The organism is Ohtaekwangia kribbensis (assembly GCF_042676245.1).
In the GTDB taxonomy this organism is placed as follows: Bacteria; Bacteroidota; Bacteroidia; order Cytophagales; family Cyclobacteriaceae; genus Ohtaekwangia; species Ohtaekwangia kribbensis.
The window spans coordinates 344647-363090 of the sequence record NZ_JBHTKA010000016.1; the positions used below are offsets into that span (position 1 = coordinate 344647).

The window sequence follows — 18444 nt, forward strand, 5'->3', positions numbered from 1 at the left end:
CCCCCCCTTCAGATTTCAAGAGGAGTTCCAGTATGGATTTCAACCCAAATCATACTTGAATTACTATGCGTAAGACTTTTACGATTCGTTTTCTTGTCCTGTTCTTTTTTACAACGGTTGCGCTAAGCGCAGAAGCAGTAACATTATACACCTATACCAACGGGGGCAGTACTGGCCAATGGAATGTTGCGGCCACCTGGACAACCGATCCGTCCGGAGTAACTCTCACAGGAAGTGCTGTACCGGGTAATAATGATGTGGTGCACATTTTGAATGGATTTACGGTAACACTCGCGGCCAACGTAACCACTACCGGTCTCACCATCAATATTCACAACGGGGGCACTTTGAATCTGTCTACGTTTACGATGAGTACCATCAGCACCCTTACAGGGTCGGGGACACTTCGTATTAAAGCAGGTTATTTTCCAACCATCACGACCAATAGCTTTCTGTCCAACTACGCATCGGGGGCAACGGTAGAGTTTTATGACTTCAGCGGTACATTACCGGTTTCTGTCAATTATCCGAACCTTACTTTTACCAACTCGACCGCGAGTAATTATACTATCGCATTTTCGAATGCATCCGCTTACAGCTTTACTATATACGGCAACCTCGTTACGCGCACAACGGGCACCGGTAATTTATCCGTATTGCTGGGTACACAAATCACCAACATTATTAACCTTACGGTGAATGGTAATGTTACGATTGGTGCCAACACAACGCTGGGGGTAGGCGCATTTAATGCCATTCATACGGTTACCCTGAACAGTAACATGACGAACAATGGAACTGTAGACTTCAGTAACTCGGCACAATATACCGCCTCTACAAACGGAGCGGCCACCATTACCTTTACCGGTGCAACGGATAATATACTGGCCTGTAATGGTGTTACCGATTTTTATACCCTTACGGTTAACAAAGGATTAAGCTCTACCAATATACTTTCGGTTACTTCCACCAATACAGCGAACCTGAATTTATACTCCAGTGGTCAATTGATCATGATATCCAACGGAACGCTGAAGCTGGGGAGTAACATCAACATACCGCGCGTATACGGATCGGGTACCTCCAACTATGATATAGGCTCATCAACACAAAGTCCCATGTTGTGGATTGATGGTGCTACGGTGAATACCAACGGTGCCGCGCTGGTGGTATATGGAAAGATACGCATCAGTGCCGGTAGCTTTACCAGCGTAGGCGGACAAGGAACAGTAATTCGCGAAGAAGGACAGTATATAATTGAGGGCGGTACATTTACCACCGAGAAGTTCAGACCTTCCACAACGGCTACAACACATCGCGGCTCATTCACCATGACGGGCGGTATATTTAATGCAAGTGGTACAACGGCTTCTGATTCGCGATATGCACGATTTTCATTACCGTTTCCGGAGCAGGTATTTATTATGTCGGGTGGGACAATCAATGTCAGCAACCCGGAAGCGTCAACGTCATCCGGAGATGCGGTATACGGAGGGATTCACATCGGGTGTAACACCTCCAACTACAATGTTACTGGCGGAACCGTGAATGCTATACTTTCCGGTTCCGCTTCGTTTTTTAATATAGCGACTGTCGCTCCCTTCTGGGACTTCAACATTACACGAACGGGCGGTACACCGACCACCGTACGACTGGCCGGTATCGGTAGCGTTGGCGGAACGGTTACAACAGCACAGCCTCTGGTTGTGCTGAATGATTTTACCATCAACGGTACAAACACTCCAGTGTTCAATGCAAATGGATTGAATGTTACAATAGGTGGTGACTTCGCAATCAACAGTGGCGGAACATATACACCCAATGCGAACACGACTACCTTTAATGGTAGTGCCGACCAGATTTTTTCGAATGACGGTACCATCACATCCGGACTATATAATCTCACCGTAGATAAAGCGGCCGGTACATTAACATTGAGTGGTTCTGCTACAACCTATACGGTTACACAAATGCTTACGTTGCTGGGGGGTATCCTTAATGATGGCGGAAAGACTTTACAGGTTACCGGCAACATCTATAACGAAGCGAGTCACACAGGTACCGGCAACATTACACTTGCCGGAAGCACCACACAAACTGTATCAGGCGATGGCACGGGTATATTTGGTAATCTTATTCTGAACAATGCAAGTGTACCGGGAGTAACCGCTACATCTGATCTTGCCGTGAGTGGTATACTGACACTGGCCGGAACCAGCAATAGCTTATTTGATATAGCACACTATCGGTTGTCATTAACTTCTACCTCGGCAACTGCGCTGACCACAACCGGGAATGGATTCAGCAGTACAAAGATGATTCGTACTTCCGGCTATCAGTCCGATCGTGGTGTGCAGAAAACGTATGGTAACTTGTCGGCCTTTACGTTTGCGTTTGGTGTCGGCAGTAATTATACTCCGGCTACTATACAGCTTACCACTGCACCCAGTGTATATGGAACGATCACGGCACGTCCGGTTAACTCCAGGCATCAGTTTATAGTCGCGGCAAATACCAATAACCTTACGTGGTATTGGAAAGTAGTAAGTTCAGGATTTACCGGTATAGGTGCCACCGGTGTGTCACATAACTATCAATACGTGGAGTCGAGTGTATCTCCGGCCAACGATGACGCGAATTATGTGCCGGCACGTTACAATCCTACGAATTGGACAGTGCTTAACAATACTTCTTTTGTAAATGAAGGAACCAATATCATCTCATTCTCCAACGTAAGCTATATCGATGGTGATTTTACGGCAGGTATACCGGCATCGTTCGGTACGGTAAAAATATTCTATAGCAAGCGAAGCGGTAACTGGGATGATGCCGGGGCAGGAACAACACCGTGGTCAAACGTAAGTCACACGGGGCCGGATGCAACTACGATACCCGGTGACGGTGACCAGGTATTTATTGGTGACGGAGTAACGTACAATCATACCATCACGATTACCTCCAACAATCGCTCTTCGGGTGGACTTGAGATCAACTCCGGAAGCACGCTGGATCTAGGTATATATACCGGCCACAATTTCGGTCGTTTGGAAAATGTTCCGATCTCCGGCAGTGGCTTGTTACGAATATCATCAGCAACAGCCACAGCGGAATTTCCTGCCGGTGACTTTGGTAATTTTATACGTGCGAATGGTGGAACGGTTGAATACTATACCACCGGTACACAAGACTTTACCATTCCGACCGGTTCCAGTGTACCCACGAGTTTGCCACTCATCTCCTATAAAAACCTGGTGCTTAAACCGGCAAGTGGTCAATATATAGCAATGCCCAACCAAGACGAACGTATCTATGGAAACATAACGGTGCAAGGTGCATCCTCTACCGGTGTAGCACGTCTCAATGCGGCAGCATCACGCACGCTTACAGTTAACGGTAATGTTGTTGTAACCAGTGGTAATCTTCAGTTCATGAACGGCACCGCCCAGACACTTGAAGTTGATGGTAACGTAACCATTAGTGCAGGCGCTATTGTTAACCTTGCCAGCAACGGATCGGCTGCAGTCAATATACTTACTATTGAAGGTAATCTTGTAAACAACGGTACACTTGATCTGTCGAACACAGCTTCGTATGTGTGCAATGCTATATTTACCGGTACAGCCAATACCTCGATTACCGGAACAGGATCGGTAACGGATTTTAATATACTCACGGTGTCCAAAGGTACATCACAAACACCGGTGCTCGATGTAAATGCTTCAGCCTTCACACTATCCGGAGCAACGTTGCCATTGGTATTGAACTACGGTACATTCCGGTTGTCCAGCGCACAGACGGTTACCATTGCTACGAGTGCAGATTTTTCTATTCCGTCAACGGCCAGGCTATCCGCCAATGGGGGCACGCTGCAAACAACGGGAGGTGATGGTCATGATTTGCTGCTGGCAGGAACACTGGAGATACTGAGTGGTACGGTTAATATAGGAACGACAGCCAACGACAATGCTATTGAATATGCAGCAACAGGACAACCGACTATTGCTGCTTCAGGTGGTACACTGAATGTGAAGGCACAGATCAGAAGATCATTTGCCAGTTCGCAAGGTGCATTGATCTATAATCAGTCCGGGGCCAGTATCGTATCCGTTGGACGGGACAACGCAACGGTAACAACACGCGGTGTATTCGAGATCCTCAATACCGGAAGTTCGTTCACCATGTCAGGTGGCACGTTGCAGATTGTGCGTACCTCCGGCAGTACATCGATAGCAGATCTATACCTGCAGCCTGCATCGTATTCCGTTACCGGTGGAACGGTCGAGATCGGTACTGGTGCAACGTCACAAACGGTGGACATTAACTCGATCATTCCGGTTTACAACGTAACGGTTACCGGCACAACCAACGCTGCGCGCCTGGAGTATAACCCGCTTACACTCTACGGTTCACTTACCATCAACAGCGGAAATATATTTAACGCCAATACACTCAATGTATCTATAGCCGGTAACTTTGTCAATGCGAATGCAACCAGTACTACCGGCACTACGGTGGGAGGGTTTCAGGCCGGATCTGTTTCGCAGACCACCACGCTGAATGGTTCATCATCGAATCAAACCATTACCGGTACAAGCGGAAACCTGACCAACTTCGGAAACCTGGTGATCAACAATACATTTCCAGGAGGATCAGTTGCGTTGCAGGCGAATACGAATCTCCAGGTAAACGGTATACTCATGTTATCGAGTGGTATACTTGCCGGTGGTGCCAATACCATTACCGCTATAAGTACAGTATCAAACTCCTCAACGCATACCAGTACATCGGGCGGAAGTATAACTTTGGCGGGAACTTCCGCGCAGACTATTACCGGTAATGGCTCCGGTAAATTTGGCGATGTAATTCTGAATAATACAGCGGGTGCTGCGTTCGGTGCGAACCAGGAAATTACCGGAACGCTAACGTTCACCAATGGTGCGCTTACCATTGGTACATATGGGCTTGTGCTGTCCAACACCAGTCTTACATCGATTGTCAACGCAACGACTACAAAGTATATCATTACTTCCGGTCGGCTTTCGGATGGTGGTATTACCAAAGCATTTTCAGGTTCACTGGCCAGTGCCGGTTTTATATTCCCGATTGGCGTAAGTGGGAAATATACCCAGGCCGATTATACTATATCTACGGGTACAGCGGGTGGTACCATCACCATCAAGCCGGTTAACAGCAAGCATCCCAGTGCTACGGGTTCCGGTACATCCTATATTAATTATTACTGGAGTGTAAGCCATACCATTGCCAACCTAACAGCGCTTACGCATAAATATACCTACGTGGCAGCGGATCAGTCCGGGGCTCCGGGTAACTACCGTGATGCGCGCTTCAGCGGAGGTGCCTGGACCATTGGTGTTACCGCAGGCAATCCGAATACAACAACGCGCGTTATTACCTTTACCAATATAACGGATCTTACCGGTGACTATACTGCAGGGCAGGCTACTGCTTTTGTAAACCCGACAACCTATACAAGCATTGCTTCGGGTAACTGGGAATCGGACGCAGCGGTTTGGGATATAGATCCGCCCGGAACAAATATAGGGCCACCAGCAGGTTCGTTTGTAATTATCAGCGAAGGACATACGGTAACGGTTACATCCAACGCAAAACGTATGGCAACCTTGGAAGTGCGTGGCAGACTTCACCTGGGAACCACTACCGGTCACGACTATGGGACAGTAACAACGAGTGGTGCCGGAGCGCGTACGATCCAAATACAGTCTTCGACTTTCCCGACTGGTAATTTTACAAGCTTCACGGCAGCCAATGGCGGTACCGTTGAATACGATGGTGCTGTTACTTTGCCGACACAATCAACCTATAACAATATAGCGTTTACCAGTGCGGGTACAAAGACACTGTCCAATGTTGATCTTACCATCAATGGTAATTTAACAGTTGATGCAGGCACCGTTACCAATGCCGTGAGCAACCGCGATATAACACTGGCAAGTACTACCGGAGATTTTACAAACCGCGGCACATTCGTAACCGGTGCGGGTACTATAATAATAGGAAGAAACTTTACCAACACCGGAGCGAGCGCATCGTTTACTGCAGGTAGTGGTACCGGTGGATTGCGCATTGCCGGAAATTTTACAAACAGCACCAATGCAACATTCACGGCAAGCACAGATAGTATAGGAGTGCGGGGCAGCCTCACAAACAGCGCTACGTTTACCGCGAGTTCCGGTGCAATTCGTGTAACCGGAAATCTGAATAATACTGGAGGTACATTTACTGCGGGTTCTGGTACAGTGACTATATCAGGATCACTCATAAATAATGCCGTGTATGCTGCAGGTTCAGGTGCTACAACGGTGCGTGGATCGTATACCAACAGCGGTATAGGTGCCGTGCATCAGGCGAATGCCAATGCATTAACAATTAACGGAAGTTTTACCAATACACTGAGCGCGATCTTCAATGCGGGTAGCGGGTCCGTTGCAGTAGCCGGGAACTGGAATAACTCGGGAACATTTTCTCCGGCTACAAGCTCGGTAACTTTTACAGGCGCGTCTTCGCAGACATTAACGGGTAACACAACCTTTAATAACCTGACCCGCTCGAATGGCGGATCGCTTACGGTAAACAATGATATCGTAGTAGCGGGAAGTCTTACGCTTACCAGCGGAAATGTAGCTACAGGCAGTAACATGGTGCGCGTTACGAACACGGCCACACAATCAGTATCCGGCAGCGCGTCTTCATTCATTGATGGTATACTGGCGATCAGTTATCCGAACACTGCCGGAGCAAGCCGTATATTCCCGATCGGAAAGGGAAGTATATATCGTCCTGTAACGATTCAGCAAACCGCAGCATCCACCGCACCCGTTGTAAGCGTGGAAATGGTTAACTCTCCACCTTCGGGAAGTTACCCTTCTTCCATCGAAGGACTTTCGCCAGCACGATACTATGCGATCACACAGGTGTCGGGTACTATGAATTCGCCTACGGTGGAGTTGAGCTTCAATACAAATTCACCAACAGACGAACCGATTGCCGTACCCGGTAATGCACGCGTTGTACGAGCTACCGCTTCTTCCGGCCCGTGGACCGATGAGGGTGGCGCAGGAGTATATTCGCCTGCATCGCCTTCCGGGTATGCTACATCCGGAGTTACATCATTTGCAAGTCCGACTTATTTTGCACTGGGTTTCAAGAACCAGGTATTACCGATAACACTGAAATCTTTTGATGCAAAATTGAAAGGCGATGTTGTATTGCTTAACTGGGTTACCTATACCGAGATCAATAATGCATACTTTACCATCGAGCGAAGTGCAGATGGTATTCACTATGATTCGATCGGTTTTGAGGAAGGGGCCGGCTATAGCGCGGCAGTGCTTTCGTATCAGCAAACCGATTATCGTCCGTTATACGGTGTATCCTATTACCGTCTGAAGCAAACTGACTTCGATGGAAGATATAGCCATTCGAACGTTGTGCGAATTGAGAATACAAACAGTAAAGGTTCATCCATGGTAGTATATCCGAATCCATCGCAGTTATCAGGCAAACTGATGGTGCGGGTAAATGCCGACCAGGTAACCGGTATATATATGGTGATTACTCACGTATCCGGCAGAACTATCTTTAGTGATTATGTAACACTCAACGAAGATCTCGAAATAGACCTGTATAACCTGGATTCAGGTTACGCGCTGGAACGTGGCGTTTACTTTGTGAGTATAACTTCCGGAGGTCTCAAGGAAACTCAGAAACTGATTATTCATTAACAGAATAAGTAAAAAGAGGCAGACCGAAGTATAGTATATATTCTTCGGTCTGCTATATATTAGTTACTAAAAGTGTTACCCTTTCCGGTCGCGCGCTGCTTTAACAACTTTCTTCCGCATATCCTGTTTCTTTGCCTGGTATTGCTCAAATTGTTCCGGGCTTAATATAGCTTTCAGTTCTTTGTCCTTCGCATCGTCAATCGACTTGACATCTTTGAATTTTGATCTCCGGCTTCCTCCTTGTGCGCGAACCGATTCGGTTTGTTGCGCATACTTCAGGTTGATCTCGTGAACCTTCGGCTCCTGTTCGGCTGAGATACTTAATTCAGTCTTCATCCATTGTGTCCATTTGGTGGCACGTTCTTCCGGTGTCAAAGGCGTGCGCTCTTCTTCCTGTGCCCATGCACCTATTGTGATAAACGACATGCATACCAGCAAAGCAATGGATCGGGTTATGTTTCTTAATGACATACGTTTCGTTGTTAATACTATAAATTGATTTGAAATATACCTATGCCGCTTCTGCCGTACCGGTTGTCAGGTCCACTATATATACCGTTCCGTTGATCGTAACCTTAGCCGTTCCGTCTCCTTCAAATACAATGGTAGCTGTATAGGTAAATGAACCTTTACCTGTTACTGAACCTGTAATGGTTACTGAGGCACTTCCGCTCAATATCTTTTGACTGGTTTTGTCTACCGTAAGATCGTTGACTGAAAAATCAACCGTGCTGGTACTGGAGTTTTTGTTTCTGATCTTGGATTGGAATGATCCCGAACGATTATAGCCACCGTTAATGATATAGCTGGTTGCTTCGTCATCCAGGGCCGTAACCGTTAGCTCGCTGGTGCCGGAGTGTTGAGATGCGAGGCGTGGTGCATCGAATTGTCCGCTATAGGCAACGGTTGCTGCGAAACTTTGCGGCACATCATTTCCACACGTTAATATATAGCTATAATTATAGTCGTATGCATACGTAATGAGTGCACCGGGTAAACTGGTGGCAGCGAACGTAAGTTGATTGGTATAGCCACATGCTGCCGTGCGACCGCCATCACTTGATTCCAGCGCTGCGTCAGTTCCATCTACAGAGGCATTTACCACCGTGGTGAGACCTGATGAATTTACCGCCAGCGAAGAGCCAATCACATCCGCTGCTTCTTCCGATGTCATGGCTGATGAACTATCATCATCATCGTTACAGGCTACTGCTATAGACAAAAGACAAGCTGCCAGGAATAATTTTGTTGTTTTCATAATGGTGTAATTAAGATAGTATGACCGTATAGGGTTTAAAATTTTTATGGCACTTGGATACCGGCCGACATCAAAGGTTTAACGGCACTGGAAATTTTTTTACAGAAATTACTGTTTTGGCCGGATAACGCAGAATTTGGATAGAGCTGATCTGTAAAATAAATTCTAAAGATATCCTGATTCCTGTTGGCAGGATTATTTTTGTCAGGATAGAAACGTATGTCGGGTTATGGCTAAGACAACCGCTGGTATATTGCTTTACCGTTATTCGAATGGAATGCCGGAATTTTTCCTGGTGCATCCGGGTGGACCGTTCTGGAGTAAAAAAGATATAGGTGCCTGGTCTGTACCGAAAGGGGAGTTGAATGAGAATGAAGATGTTCTTCTGGCAGCCAAACGTGAATTTGAAGAGGAGACCAGTATAAAAGTGGATGGCGAATTTATAGCACTGAAAGCTGCGAAGGGGAGCAACGGTAAGACTATCCGCATCTTCGCATTGCAGCATGACGTTGATCCTTCGCTTGTAAAGTCTAATCTATTTTCAATGGAATGGCCTGCAAAGTCCGGTAAATTTCGGGAGTTCCCGGAAGTGGATCGGGGCAAGTGGTTTTCATTTGAGGAAGCTGTTGTCAAGATCAATAAACACCAGGTTCAGGTATTGCAGGAATTAAGAGAGAAAATTGATTTGCAGATATAGTATATTTTTAGGTGGAGAGAATGTATGCTCCATCATAAATTTTCAGGCTTGAACTTCCTTCGGTAACTCACTGATTTTCCCGAGATCATAAAAACACCATCGCCCCGGTAGTGAAGTGTTGTGGGATATTTGGGAGAACCCGGCACATGCGCTTTTACGACTTCCAGAATGAAGAAACTATATTTCCGAAGCAGGCTGGTGTCGGTTACTTTGCATTCAAAGTTTGCGTAACATTCTTTAATGAGCGGGGCCTTTACTTTATCAGCAGGTTCAGCGGTAAGCTTGAACTTTTGAAATTTATCTACTTCGCTGCCGGAGCAATTGCCGATACCCACCACTTCGTTTACAAGATCAGCTGTAGGAATGTTGATAACGCATTCCCTGCTTTTACGAATCAGCTCGAAACTATAATTAGCGCTGGTGATGAAACATCCTATACGCGAAGGAGAAAATTCCATTACCGTGTGCCATCCCATGGTCATGATGTTGTTCTCATTTTTCCAATGCGAGCTTACCAGTACAATCGGACCGGGCTCCAGATACCTGCGAATCATCTCCACCGGAAAATTTTTCTTTCTATAGGTCTTCATGAACAATAGCGTTTCTCAGTGAATAGCTACCGTAAATTATCATACCTGCCAAGCTGCTATTTATAGCTGTATATTTTGTATTTCAATATACTATATCCACCGTCAGGTTGCTTTTGAAAACGCAAGGTAGCCGCTGGCTGCGGAGGTGCATAGCCAAAACCATAGTCACCACCACCGGTGCCTTCATCGCCATTCAGCCTTCTGATCACTTGCCATTTTCCATTCACAAATTGTCCCTCCTCAATCGACTCAACATCCAGCCGCAAGGATTTGTCTGTTATGCGCTCGGGTATAAATGTGAGCAAGTAATCTTTGCCGATCACCACAAATTCATCTTTACCGGTATGTATAATAATTCCTCCGGCCACAGAGGGAGGAGGCGGTGGTGGAAGTCCGGGTATATTGGTAAAATTAGATTGTCTGCCGAGCTCCGCTTTTATCGTATAGCCTCCCAGCTTGAGGCGTTGTATGCGCTGCACCGTGTCCACCAGTATACCGGCCATGGTACCTTTACCCTGGTGCTGAAGGATCAGGTCCTTTACCTGTTGCAGCGTTGCGTAGGTTGGTGTTATAGGATCGTACGCAGCAGGATAATCATCAATACCAAAGGGTGCATAACCAAATATATCATACTGTCCAAAGGCCCAGAAGGCTTCGTGTGCCGAGCGCTCTCCCGGGCGAACCTCCGGTATAAAAAATGCATTGCCGGGCCGGTGGTATTGCTGCACGGTATAGCGTATATCGGGTACATATATATCCGGCACAATAAGATCGATAGCCGGTGCTGCAGCGCGCCATATATCCAGTGTGTGTGGTGTAGGTCCGCCACTGGGATATTTACCCGGCCATGCACCGCCCACACCCGGTTGCTTTATCCACGCGTTTACATACATCGGTAGCGGGTATGCTTCTTTTCCGGCAGCAGCTATTTTACCTATATATTTAGCGTAATGGTATACGGTGAATAATTCTTCCGTCAGGTGCGAAAGTGTTTTCCAGTTCTTGTCATCGAATATACTTTTTCCGAAAACTTCTTCCCAGGTACCTTTCAATTTATACCCGCGTATTTTTAAGACACTGTCCAATTCAGGCTGCAGCTTTCCTTTGTTTGCCGAGATATAGTCGGCAAGATCTTTGGGTATAGGCGATTGATAAGCCTTGTTTGCAGCGTCACTATAGTCGCGCGGTGTATTGAATAATCCCACTTCATTTTGTACCTGTACCATAATAACCGTCTGCTCTTTTTCATCGATGTTTCGTATATGTTGCATCATGGCACGAAAGGCGCGTGCGTCTGCCGTGGCTGTTGCGTCACCGAAAGCAGAAAGATGTTGTAACGTATTGCCCTTCGCGTCTTTGGCCCGCGGATATTTTTGTGTGTTGTTCTTCACCCAGGCCGGAGCATACATGGAATAGCCGTTCTTCCATGAACCAAACCAAAGTATAACCAGGTGCAAGTCTTCTTTACGCGCACCGGTAATCATGCTGTCGAGTAACGTGAAATCAAATTTACCTTCCATCGGTTCAACCAGTTCCCAATAAGCAGCAGCAATAACGGTGTTGAGATTTTTTGCTTTCATGTTTTTCCAGATCGGGCGCATATAGGCAGCTCCCGATGTGCTGGAGTTATGTAACTCTCCACCCAGTATCAGAAAAGGTTTACCCTTCACGATAAGTTGTGTGGTCGCTTCTTTTTTTATAAGGTGAGGAGCCGCTGAAGACTGAGCCAGTACAGGTATCGTAATAATTAAATAGAACAGAAGTGCGAGATATCTTTTCATTTGTCAAAAGTTAGAAACCAACAGTCAAGACTAGTATTGCAACGATCGCAGGCAGGCATTGTTGAATGACGTACTTTTCAGTGATTCACCCTGACGCAATTCCTTATTACAACGTTAAACATGCAGATCAGGTAAAAGTATTTCGTAAGGATACGACAGGATTTATACTTGGTGATGGAGATTTGGGAACATGAGCCAATCCGCTCCATGAAAGGTTGTATGACGTGACCAATGTCTCGTTTTGCGTCCATATTCGTCTTGTTTTCAACAGGGGCAGATATTAACTTCACACTATGCCTGCTCTTAAAACTATTTTGATAATCGATGATGATGTAGATGATCAGGAGATACTAATAACCGCTATTCAGGAGTTGGATGAGACGATCACATGCGTCACAGCTTTGAACGGTATAGAGGGGCTGGATAAGTTGAAGGCAAAAGAAGTAGTACCGAAGTTGATCTTTCTTGATCTGAACATGCCCGCTATGAATGGTTTTCAATTCCTGGAGCATGTAAAGGGTAACGATGAACTCAGCAAAATTCCGGTTGTTGTCTTTTCCACTTCTTCGAACTCTTCCGATGTGCAGCAGACTAAAAAGCTGGGTGCTATTGATTTCTTTACAAAGCCAGCGAGCTTTCTTAAACTGAAGCAATTATTAATTCCACGGCTTGAGTTTATCAGGTAGGTACAGGTATAATTTTTTTATAAGCCGGGATATCCTGGCCTTACGTGACGAACTACATGCGATGGAAAATGCTCTTCGTAAAATAGAGGAAAGGGAACAGCGATTCAGAGATCTTCTGAAGGAAGCTCCTGTCTCTACCGCGTTGCTAACGGGGCCTGATCTCATTATTGAAATAGCCAACGATATATCGCTTGATCTCTGGGGGCGTGATGCTTCTATCATTGGAAAAAAGTTACTGGAGGCTATGCCGGAGATGGAGTGGCAGCCTGCCTATAAAGAATTACTGAAAGTTTATTCTACGGGAGTTACGTATGTAGGCAAAGAAGTTGTAGCCTATCTGAAGAAGCATGATGTGCTGGAAAAGGTATATGTAAATTTTACCTATAAAGCCATTTTTGATTCGCATGGAAAAGTTACCGGTGTATTTGCCGTTGGTTATGATGTAACAGAACAGGTAATAGCGCGCGAACGGATACAGGATGCAGAGGAGCGTGCACGGTTGGCGATAGAGTCGGCCGGCATGGGCACTTTCGACCTGACGTATGAGACAGGAGTGTTGATTACGTCAGCACGGTTCAGCGAGATCTTTGGAATTTCAGGACCGCGTACGCGCGATGAATATATAGCTTTCGTTCACCCGGACGATCATCCTATATACCTGGCGGCCCATAGAACAGCCGAACGAACCGGAGTGCTGATGTATGAGTTGCGCATCATTCATCCGGATGGAAGTATACATTGGATCCGTTTGAACGGGAAAGTGTTTTACAACGATGACAAGAAACCGTCCCGGCTTATAGGCACTGCGTTGGATATAACGGAGCAGAAGCAATCGCAAAGAATGCTCATCGAAAGTGAACAGCGGTTTCGGACGTTGATCACAGAAACGTCTATGGTAGCCATGGGGCTATATATAGGCCCTGAGCTCCGGATTCAATATGTGAATGATGTAATGATGCAATTCTGGGGGAAGGATGCGTCTGTTATTGGTAAAACCTTCGAAGAAGCTATACCGGAATTAAAAGAACAACCCTTTCTGGAAAGGCTTCACCATGTATATACTACCGGTGAAACCTATGAAGGAAAAGAAGATATAGCACGGTTGGTTGTAAACGGTCAACCGCAGGATTTCTATTTCAATTATATATATAAGGCATTGCGTGATTCGGAGGGAAGAATCTACGGTATACATCATATCGCTATTGACGTAACGGAGGCGGTATTGGCCAAGACGGAGTTAACGGAACGCGAGATGAGTTTTCGTATGCTTATTATGCAGGCGCCTGTTGGCATTTGTATTGTACGGAATAATCCTGTTGAGGCAGAAGTTGTGAACGATGCTTTTCTTCAGCTCATCGGTAAAACACGGGCAGAGTTTAACAGCAAGTCGTATTGGGACGCATTGGATGGAATACGGGATGTATACGAACCTATTGTTACTTATGTGTTTAATACCGGAGTGCCCTTTGTTGGAAGAGAACATGCTGTGACGCTTACTCGCAATGGCCGGGAACAAAAACTGTTTATTGATTTTGTATGCGAGCCTTTCCGCGAGGTTGGTAACGCAGTAAAGAAAGTAATTATCCTTGCCATTGATGTAACGGATAAAGTAATTGCCAGAAAGAAGATTGAAGAATCGCGCGATTACCTGAGCTCCATTATGGAATCATTGCCACAGATGGCATTTGCTGCGAGTGCAACAGGTGAAGTTACGTATGTAAACAAACAATGGAAGGATTATACCGGATTGAAGAATGAATTGGATCATTTATGGATGACGTTGTTGTATCCGAATGATGCGGAAGCGTTTATAGCACAGTGGAACGCAGCTGTTACCAGTGGTATAACGTTCGAGCGGGAAGCCCGGTATAAAAAACACTCCGGTGAGTTTCGATGGCATTTTATACGGGCCGTACCCATTGTTAATGCCGGCAACCAGATCGCCAAGTGGGTAGGCACCTGCACTGATATTCATGATCAAAAACTTTCATTGGAAGGACTTGAGATCAAAGTCAGCGAACGTACACGCGACCTGCAACGGTCGAATGTTGAACTGCAGCAATTTGCCTATATAGCTTCACACGATCTGCAGGAACCTCTTCGTAAAATAGCAACCTTCACGGAATTGCTGAGCAACAATCTGGGCAACGATATCGATGAGAAATCAAAATCTTATCTCGGCAAGATCACCGCTTCTGCCAGGCGAATGCTGGCGCTTATACAGGGTGTATTGAACTTTTCGCAATTATCGCGGGGTGAAGAGTTCTTTGATATGGTTGACCTGAATGAAGTTATAGCAGAAGTAAAAAGCGATTTCGAGTTGACTATTGTTGAGAAGGGAGCCCGCGTTCATGCTGAGCGGTTACCGTTTATACCCGGCATCCGGTTGCAGTTAGTACAGTTGTTCTCAAACCTGTTAAGCAATGCATTAAAATTTTCGAAGCCGGGAAAATATCCGGAGATCTTTATAAAGGTATGCGACCTGGCATTGCGCGAGGTTAGCGACTATCCTGCGCTCAATCCGAGACGACCCTATATTTGCCTGGAGTTTAAAGATAATGGTATAGGTTTCTCGCAGGAGTACGCCGAGCAGGTCTTTGTAATTTTTCAGCGGCTCAACGATCGTCAGTCATATACAGGAACAGGCATAGGCCTGGCGTTGTGTAAGCGTATTGTGCTCAATCATAAAGGAGAAATTTACGCACGATCAAAACCCGGTGAAGGTTCTTCATTCTATATCATTCTGCCGAAAGAGCTGGATGAAGAACAGGCTGTGGAGGGACGGTTTGTATAAATCATGTGTAAGTTGGTATAAATCATAAATTTTATAGTCGTTTTAAATGCAGGTGCTATATTTTTGTATAGTTCTTTGCTAGATTCAATAGTTTATTTTTTCATCGATAAAACCAAACATGCTGAAACGAATAACAACCTGTGCCCTGGTGATGATGATTATAGTCACCGCCTGTCAGAAGAAAAACGTAGTGCGTACACTTACAGTAAAAAATAGTCTGGATATAGATCGTCCTGCTTCGACAGTATCCATACCGTTGGATACATTGCAAGAACTGGTAACAAAATACGGTGCTGATCACCTGGTAATAAAAGATCAGGATAAACTCCTGGTAACGCAGCTTGTTGATACGGAAGGCGATGGTATACCCAACGAGTTACTTTTTCAAACAGACATAAAAGCCGGTGAAGAAAAAGACTTTACCATAGAAGCAGTTAAAGATGTTGCTGCTTCTGCACCGGAGCATACAACCTACTCGCGCTTTGTGCCGGAGCGTATTGATGACTATGCGTGGGAGAATGATCGTGTAGCCTTTCGTACATACGGTCCGAAAGCACAGCAAATCACCGAATCGGGTAAACCTGGTGGAACACTTACCAGTGGTATGGATTGCTGGTTCAAGCGTGTAGCCTATCCGGTAATTGACAAATGGTATAAAAAGAACCTGGATACAGCCGGATACTATCACATTGATCATGGCGAAGGATATGATCCCTATCACGTGGGCAACAGCCGCGGATGCGGTGGTATAGGTATATGGGAAAGCGACTCACTCTATGTGTCAAAGAATTTTATATCGTGCAAGACTATAGCCTCAGGTCCCATACGAACCATCTTTGAATTAACGTATGCACCGTGGAGTGCGAATGGTGCTACAGTGAATGAGAAGAAAATTATCAGCCTTGATCTGGGCAGTAACCTGAGCAGGCATGAAGTACATATACAAAGCAATAAACCGCTGCCGAATATTACCACAGGCATTACGCTGCACGATCAGAAAGGAGAAGCAAAGCTCGATTCAGTAACGGGCTGGATTCGCTATTGGGAACCTATAGATGATTCTGAGCTGGGTACTGGTATCGTAGTAGCACCACAGCAAGTTATAGCGCTGAAAGAATATCGCACCAAGACCAAAGATCAAAGTCATGTACTGATAGTAGCAAAGCCTGAAGATGTAGTGGTATACTATGCCGGCTTTGGCTGGAAGAAGAGTGGACAGTATACTTCTGTCGCTGACTGGGATCAATACCTGACAAACTTCTCGAAGCAAATAGCTTCCCCGTTAACCATCCATATTAAATAAAACTATAAGATTGCTATAGCGATCGATAGAACTATAGCATATATAGTCTGGAGTGTTAAGTTTTTTGAATGACTATAGATGCATCAGAAACTTTTGAGTAATCTTGAACCGGATTTTAATTTTTTGAGCAAACATGCTGGCAGCAAAACAAGTACGAAGAGTCGCGATAGTAGGGTATAACCGCATTCCTTTTGCAAGGCAAAATACATTTTATGCCGAAGCTGGTAATAAGGATATGATGGTAGCCGCCTTGCAGGGACTGATAGATCGGTATAAATTGCAAGGCATGTTGTTAGGAGAAGTGGCAGGTGGTGCTGTGATCAAACACAGCTGGGAGATTAACCTGATGCGCGAATGTGTTATGGCAACATCACTCAACCCGGCAACGCCAGCGTGTGATATACAACAGGCTTGTGATACGGGTATAGAAACCGCAGTATATATCGCCAATAAAATTGCCCTCGGTCAAATTGATGTTGGTATAGCGGGGGGTGTGGATTCAACCAGTAATGTACCGCTGGTGCTGAACGAACGACTCCGAAATATATTACTCACGGCACGCAGGGCGAAAACTATAGGAGCAAGGCTTAGCGAGTTTCTGAAGATACGGTTGAAAGATTTATACCCGGTTGCTCCCATGAACATTGAACCTCGTACGGGTTTATCCATGGGCGGACATACGGAAATTACGGCACATTACTATGGTATAGCTCGTGAGGAGCAGGATGCTTTTGCTCTGGCCAGTCATCAGAAAATGGCGAAGGCGTATGACGAAGGATTTTTTCAGGACATGATAACACCGTATGCCGGTTTATCGCGCGATAATAATTTAAGAACAGATACCAGCATGGAAAAGCTGGCCAAGCTGAAACCCGCCTTTGATAAAGAGAAGGGTACACTTACAGCTGGTAATTCTTCACCGCTTACCGATGGGGCATCGTGTATACTATTGGCGAGTGAAGACTGGGCTCGCCAGCAAGGGCTGCCGGTGCTAGCCTATATAACTTTTGCAGAGCTTGCCGCCATCGAGTATATTGATCACAGGCATAACTTGTTGATGTCTCCGGTATATGCATCTACCCGTATGCTGAAGAAAGCAGGACTCACCTTGCAAGACTTTGATTACTACGAAATACACGAAGCCTTTGCCGCCCAGGTATTGGCGACTTTAAAAATTTGGGAGAGTAAAGAGCTTACTGCGCAGTTTGGTTTGGATGCACCGCTCGGCAGCATAGACCGGAGCAAGCTTAATGTGAAAGGAAGCAGCCTGGCGGCAGGTCATCCCTTCGCAGCAACAGGAGGACGGGTGCTGGCAACCATGGCCAAGTTACTGCATGAGAAGGGGAGTGGTCGCGGGTTTATTTCAGTTTGTGCTGCTGGTGGTCAAGGTGTCACGGCTATCCTGGAAAAGTAAAGAAAGTGTTACCACGCATATATAGAGTACTGCAAAACTTTTGCCTTCATAATTTTCAGACATAGGGGAAAAACAGAGTTGAATTGTCTTAAGGCTAAATGAGTATCTGCACACGTTGGAAATAGAGTAAAAGAGATGATTAATACTCTGAAACGAAG

General features: G+C 45.8%; 10 protein-coding genes. 6 read left to right on the forward strand and 4 right to left on the reverse strand.

The genetic code is table 11. The features are described 5' to 3' along the window. Window positions 1-65 precede the first annotated feature (65 nt). Window positions 66-7763, forward strand: coding sequence for a T9SS type A sorting domain-containing protein (locus ACFQ21_RS29945; protein WP_377586434.1), 7698 nt, complete (start codon window positions 66-68; stop codon window positions 7761-7763). A gap of 75 nt (window positions 7764-7838) precedes the next feature. Here the strand turns inward: ACFQ21_RS29945 and ACFQ21_RS29950 are convergent, their stop codons facing one another. Both ACFQ21_RS29950 and ACFQ21_RS29955 read right to left on the reverse strand, forming a co-directional pair. Further along, window positions 7839-8234, reverse strand: coding sequence for a hypothetical protein (locus ACFQ21_RS29950; RefSeq protein WP_377586436.1), 396 nt, complete (start codon window positions 8232-8234; stop codon window positions 7839-7841). Between the two features lie 40 nt (window positions 8235-8274). Beyond that, entirely contained in the window at window positions 8275-9021 is a 747-nt protein-coding gene (locus ACFQ21_RS29955) for a hypothetical protein (protein ID WP_377586438.1), read from the reverse strand. A gap of 229 nt (window positions 9022-9250) precedes the next feature. Here ACFQ21_RS29955 and ACFQ21_RS29960 point away from each other — a divergent pair, with 229 nt between their 5' ends. Next, complete coding sequence (locus ACFQ21_RS29960) at window positions 9251-9718, forward strand: NUDIX domain-containing protein (RefSeq protein WP_377586440.1); 468 nt, start codon at window positions 9251-9253, stop codon at window positions 9716-9718. A gap of 32 nt (window positions 9719-9750) precedes the next feature. Here ACFQ21_RS29960 and ACFQ21_RS29965 read toward each other — a convergent pair whose 3' ends face one another. Both ACFQ21_RS29965 and ACFQ21_RS29970 read right to left on the reverse strand, forming a co-directional pair. Further along, window positions 9751-10308, reverse strand: coding sequence for a flavin reductase family protein (locus ACFQ21_RS29965; RefSeq protein WP_377586442.1), 558 nt, complete (start codon window positions 10306-10308; stop codon window positions 9751-9753). 56 nt (window positions 10309-10364) lie between these two features. After that, window positions 10365-12089, reverse strand: coding sequence for a GH35 family beta-galactosidase (locus ACFQ21_RS29970; RefSeq protein WP_377586444.1), 1725 nt, complete (start codon window positions 12087-12089; stop codon window positions 10365-10367). Between the two features lie 293 nt (window positions 12090-12382). On the opposite strand from ACFQ21_RS29970, the gene ACFQ21_RS29975 reads away from it, so the two are divergent. From ACFQ21_RS29975 to ACFQ21_RS29990, 4 genes are all read left to right on the forward strand, one after another. Further along, the gene (locus ACFQ21_RS29975) at window positions 12383-12775 is read left to right on the forward strand and encodes a response regulator (protein WP_377586446.1); all 393 of its coding nucleotides are present in this window, start codon (window positions 12383-12385) and stop codon (window positions 12773-12775) included. Window positions 12776-12836: 61 nt separating this feature from the next. Continuing rightward, window positions 12837-15569 (forward strand): PAS domain-containing sensor histidine kinase, encoded by a 2733-nt coding sequence (locus tag ACFQ21_RS29980; RefSeq protein ID WP_377586448.1) that lies wholly within the window; start codon window positions 12837-12839, stop codon window positions 15567-15569. A gap of 118 nt (window positions 15570-15687) precedes the next feature. After that, window positions 15688-16872, forward strand: coding sequence for a DUF4861 domain-containing protein (locus tag ACFQ21_RS29985; protein ID WP_377586450.1), 1185 nt, complete (start codon window positions 15688-15690; stop codon window positions 16870-16872). Between the two features lie 133 nt (window positions 16873-17005). Next, a complete protein-coding gene (locus tag ACFQ21_RS29990) occupies window positions 17006-18286 on the forward strand; it encodes an acetyl-CoA C-acetyltransferase (RefSeq protein ID WP_377586452.1) in 1281 nt (426 codons plus the stop codon). Window positions 18287-18444: the final 158 nt, after the last annotated feature.

Bases quoted from the DNA above. Each gene is read 5' to 3' on its own strand.
- ACFQ21_RS29945 (WP_377586434.1), top strand. From the start codon at position 66: ATGCGTAAGACTTTTACGATTCGTTTTCTTGTCCTGTTCTTTTTTACA.
- ACFQ21_RS29950 (WP_377586436.1), bottom strand. From the start codon at position 8,234: ATGTCATTAAGAAACATAACCCGATCCATTGCTTTGCTGGTATGCATG.
- ACFQ21_RS29955 (WP_377586438.1), bottom strand. From the start codon at position 9,021: ATGAAAACAACAAAATTATTCCTGGCAGCTTGTCTTTTGTCTATAGCA.
- ACFQ21_RS29960 (WP_377586440.1), top strand. From the start codon at position 9,251: ATGGCTAAGACAACCGCTGGTATATTGCTTTACCGTTATTCGAATGGA.
- ACFQ21_RS29965 (WP_377586442.1), bottom strand. From the start codon at position 10,308: ATGAAGACCTATAGAAAGAAAAATTTTCCGGTGGAGATGATTCGCAGG.
- ACFQ21_RS29970 (WP_377586444.1), bottom strand. From the start codon at position 12,089: ATGAAAAGATATCTCGCACTTCTGTTCTATTTAATTATTACGATACCT.
- ACFQ21_RS29975 (WP_377586446.1), top strand. From the start codon at position 12,383: ATGCCTGCTCTTAAAACTATTTTGATAATCGATGATGATGTAGATGAT.
- ACFQ21_RS29980 (WP_377586448.1), top strand. From the start codon at position 12,837: ATGGAAAATGCTCTTCGTAAAATAGAGGAAAGGGAACAGCGATTCAGA.
- ACFQ21_RS29985 (WP_377586450.1), top strand. From the start codon at position 15,688: ATGCTGAAACGAATAACAACCTGTGCCCTGGTGATGATGATTATAGTC.
- ACFQ21_RS29990 (WP_377586452.1), top strand. From the start codon at position 17,006: ATGCTGGCAGCAAAACAAGTACGAAGAGTCGCGATAGTAGGGTATAAC.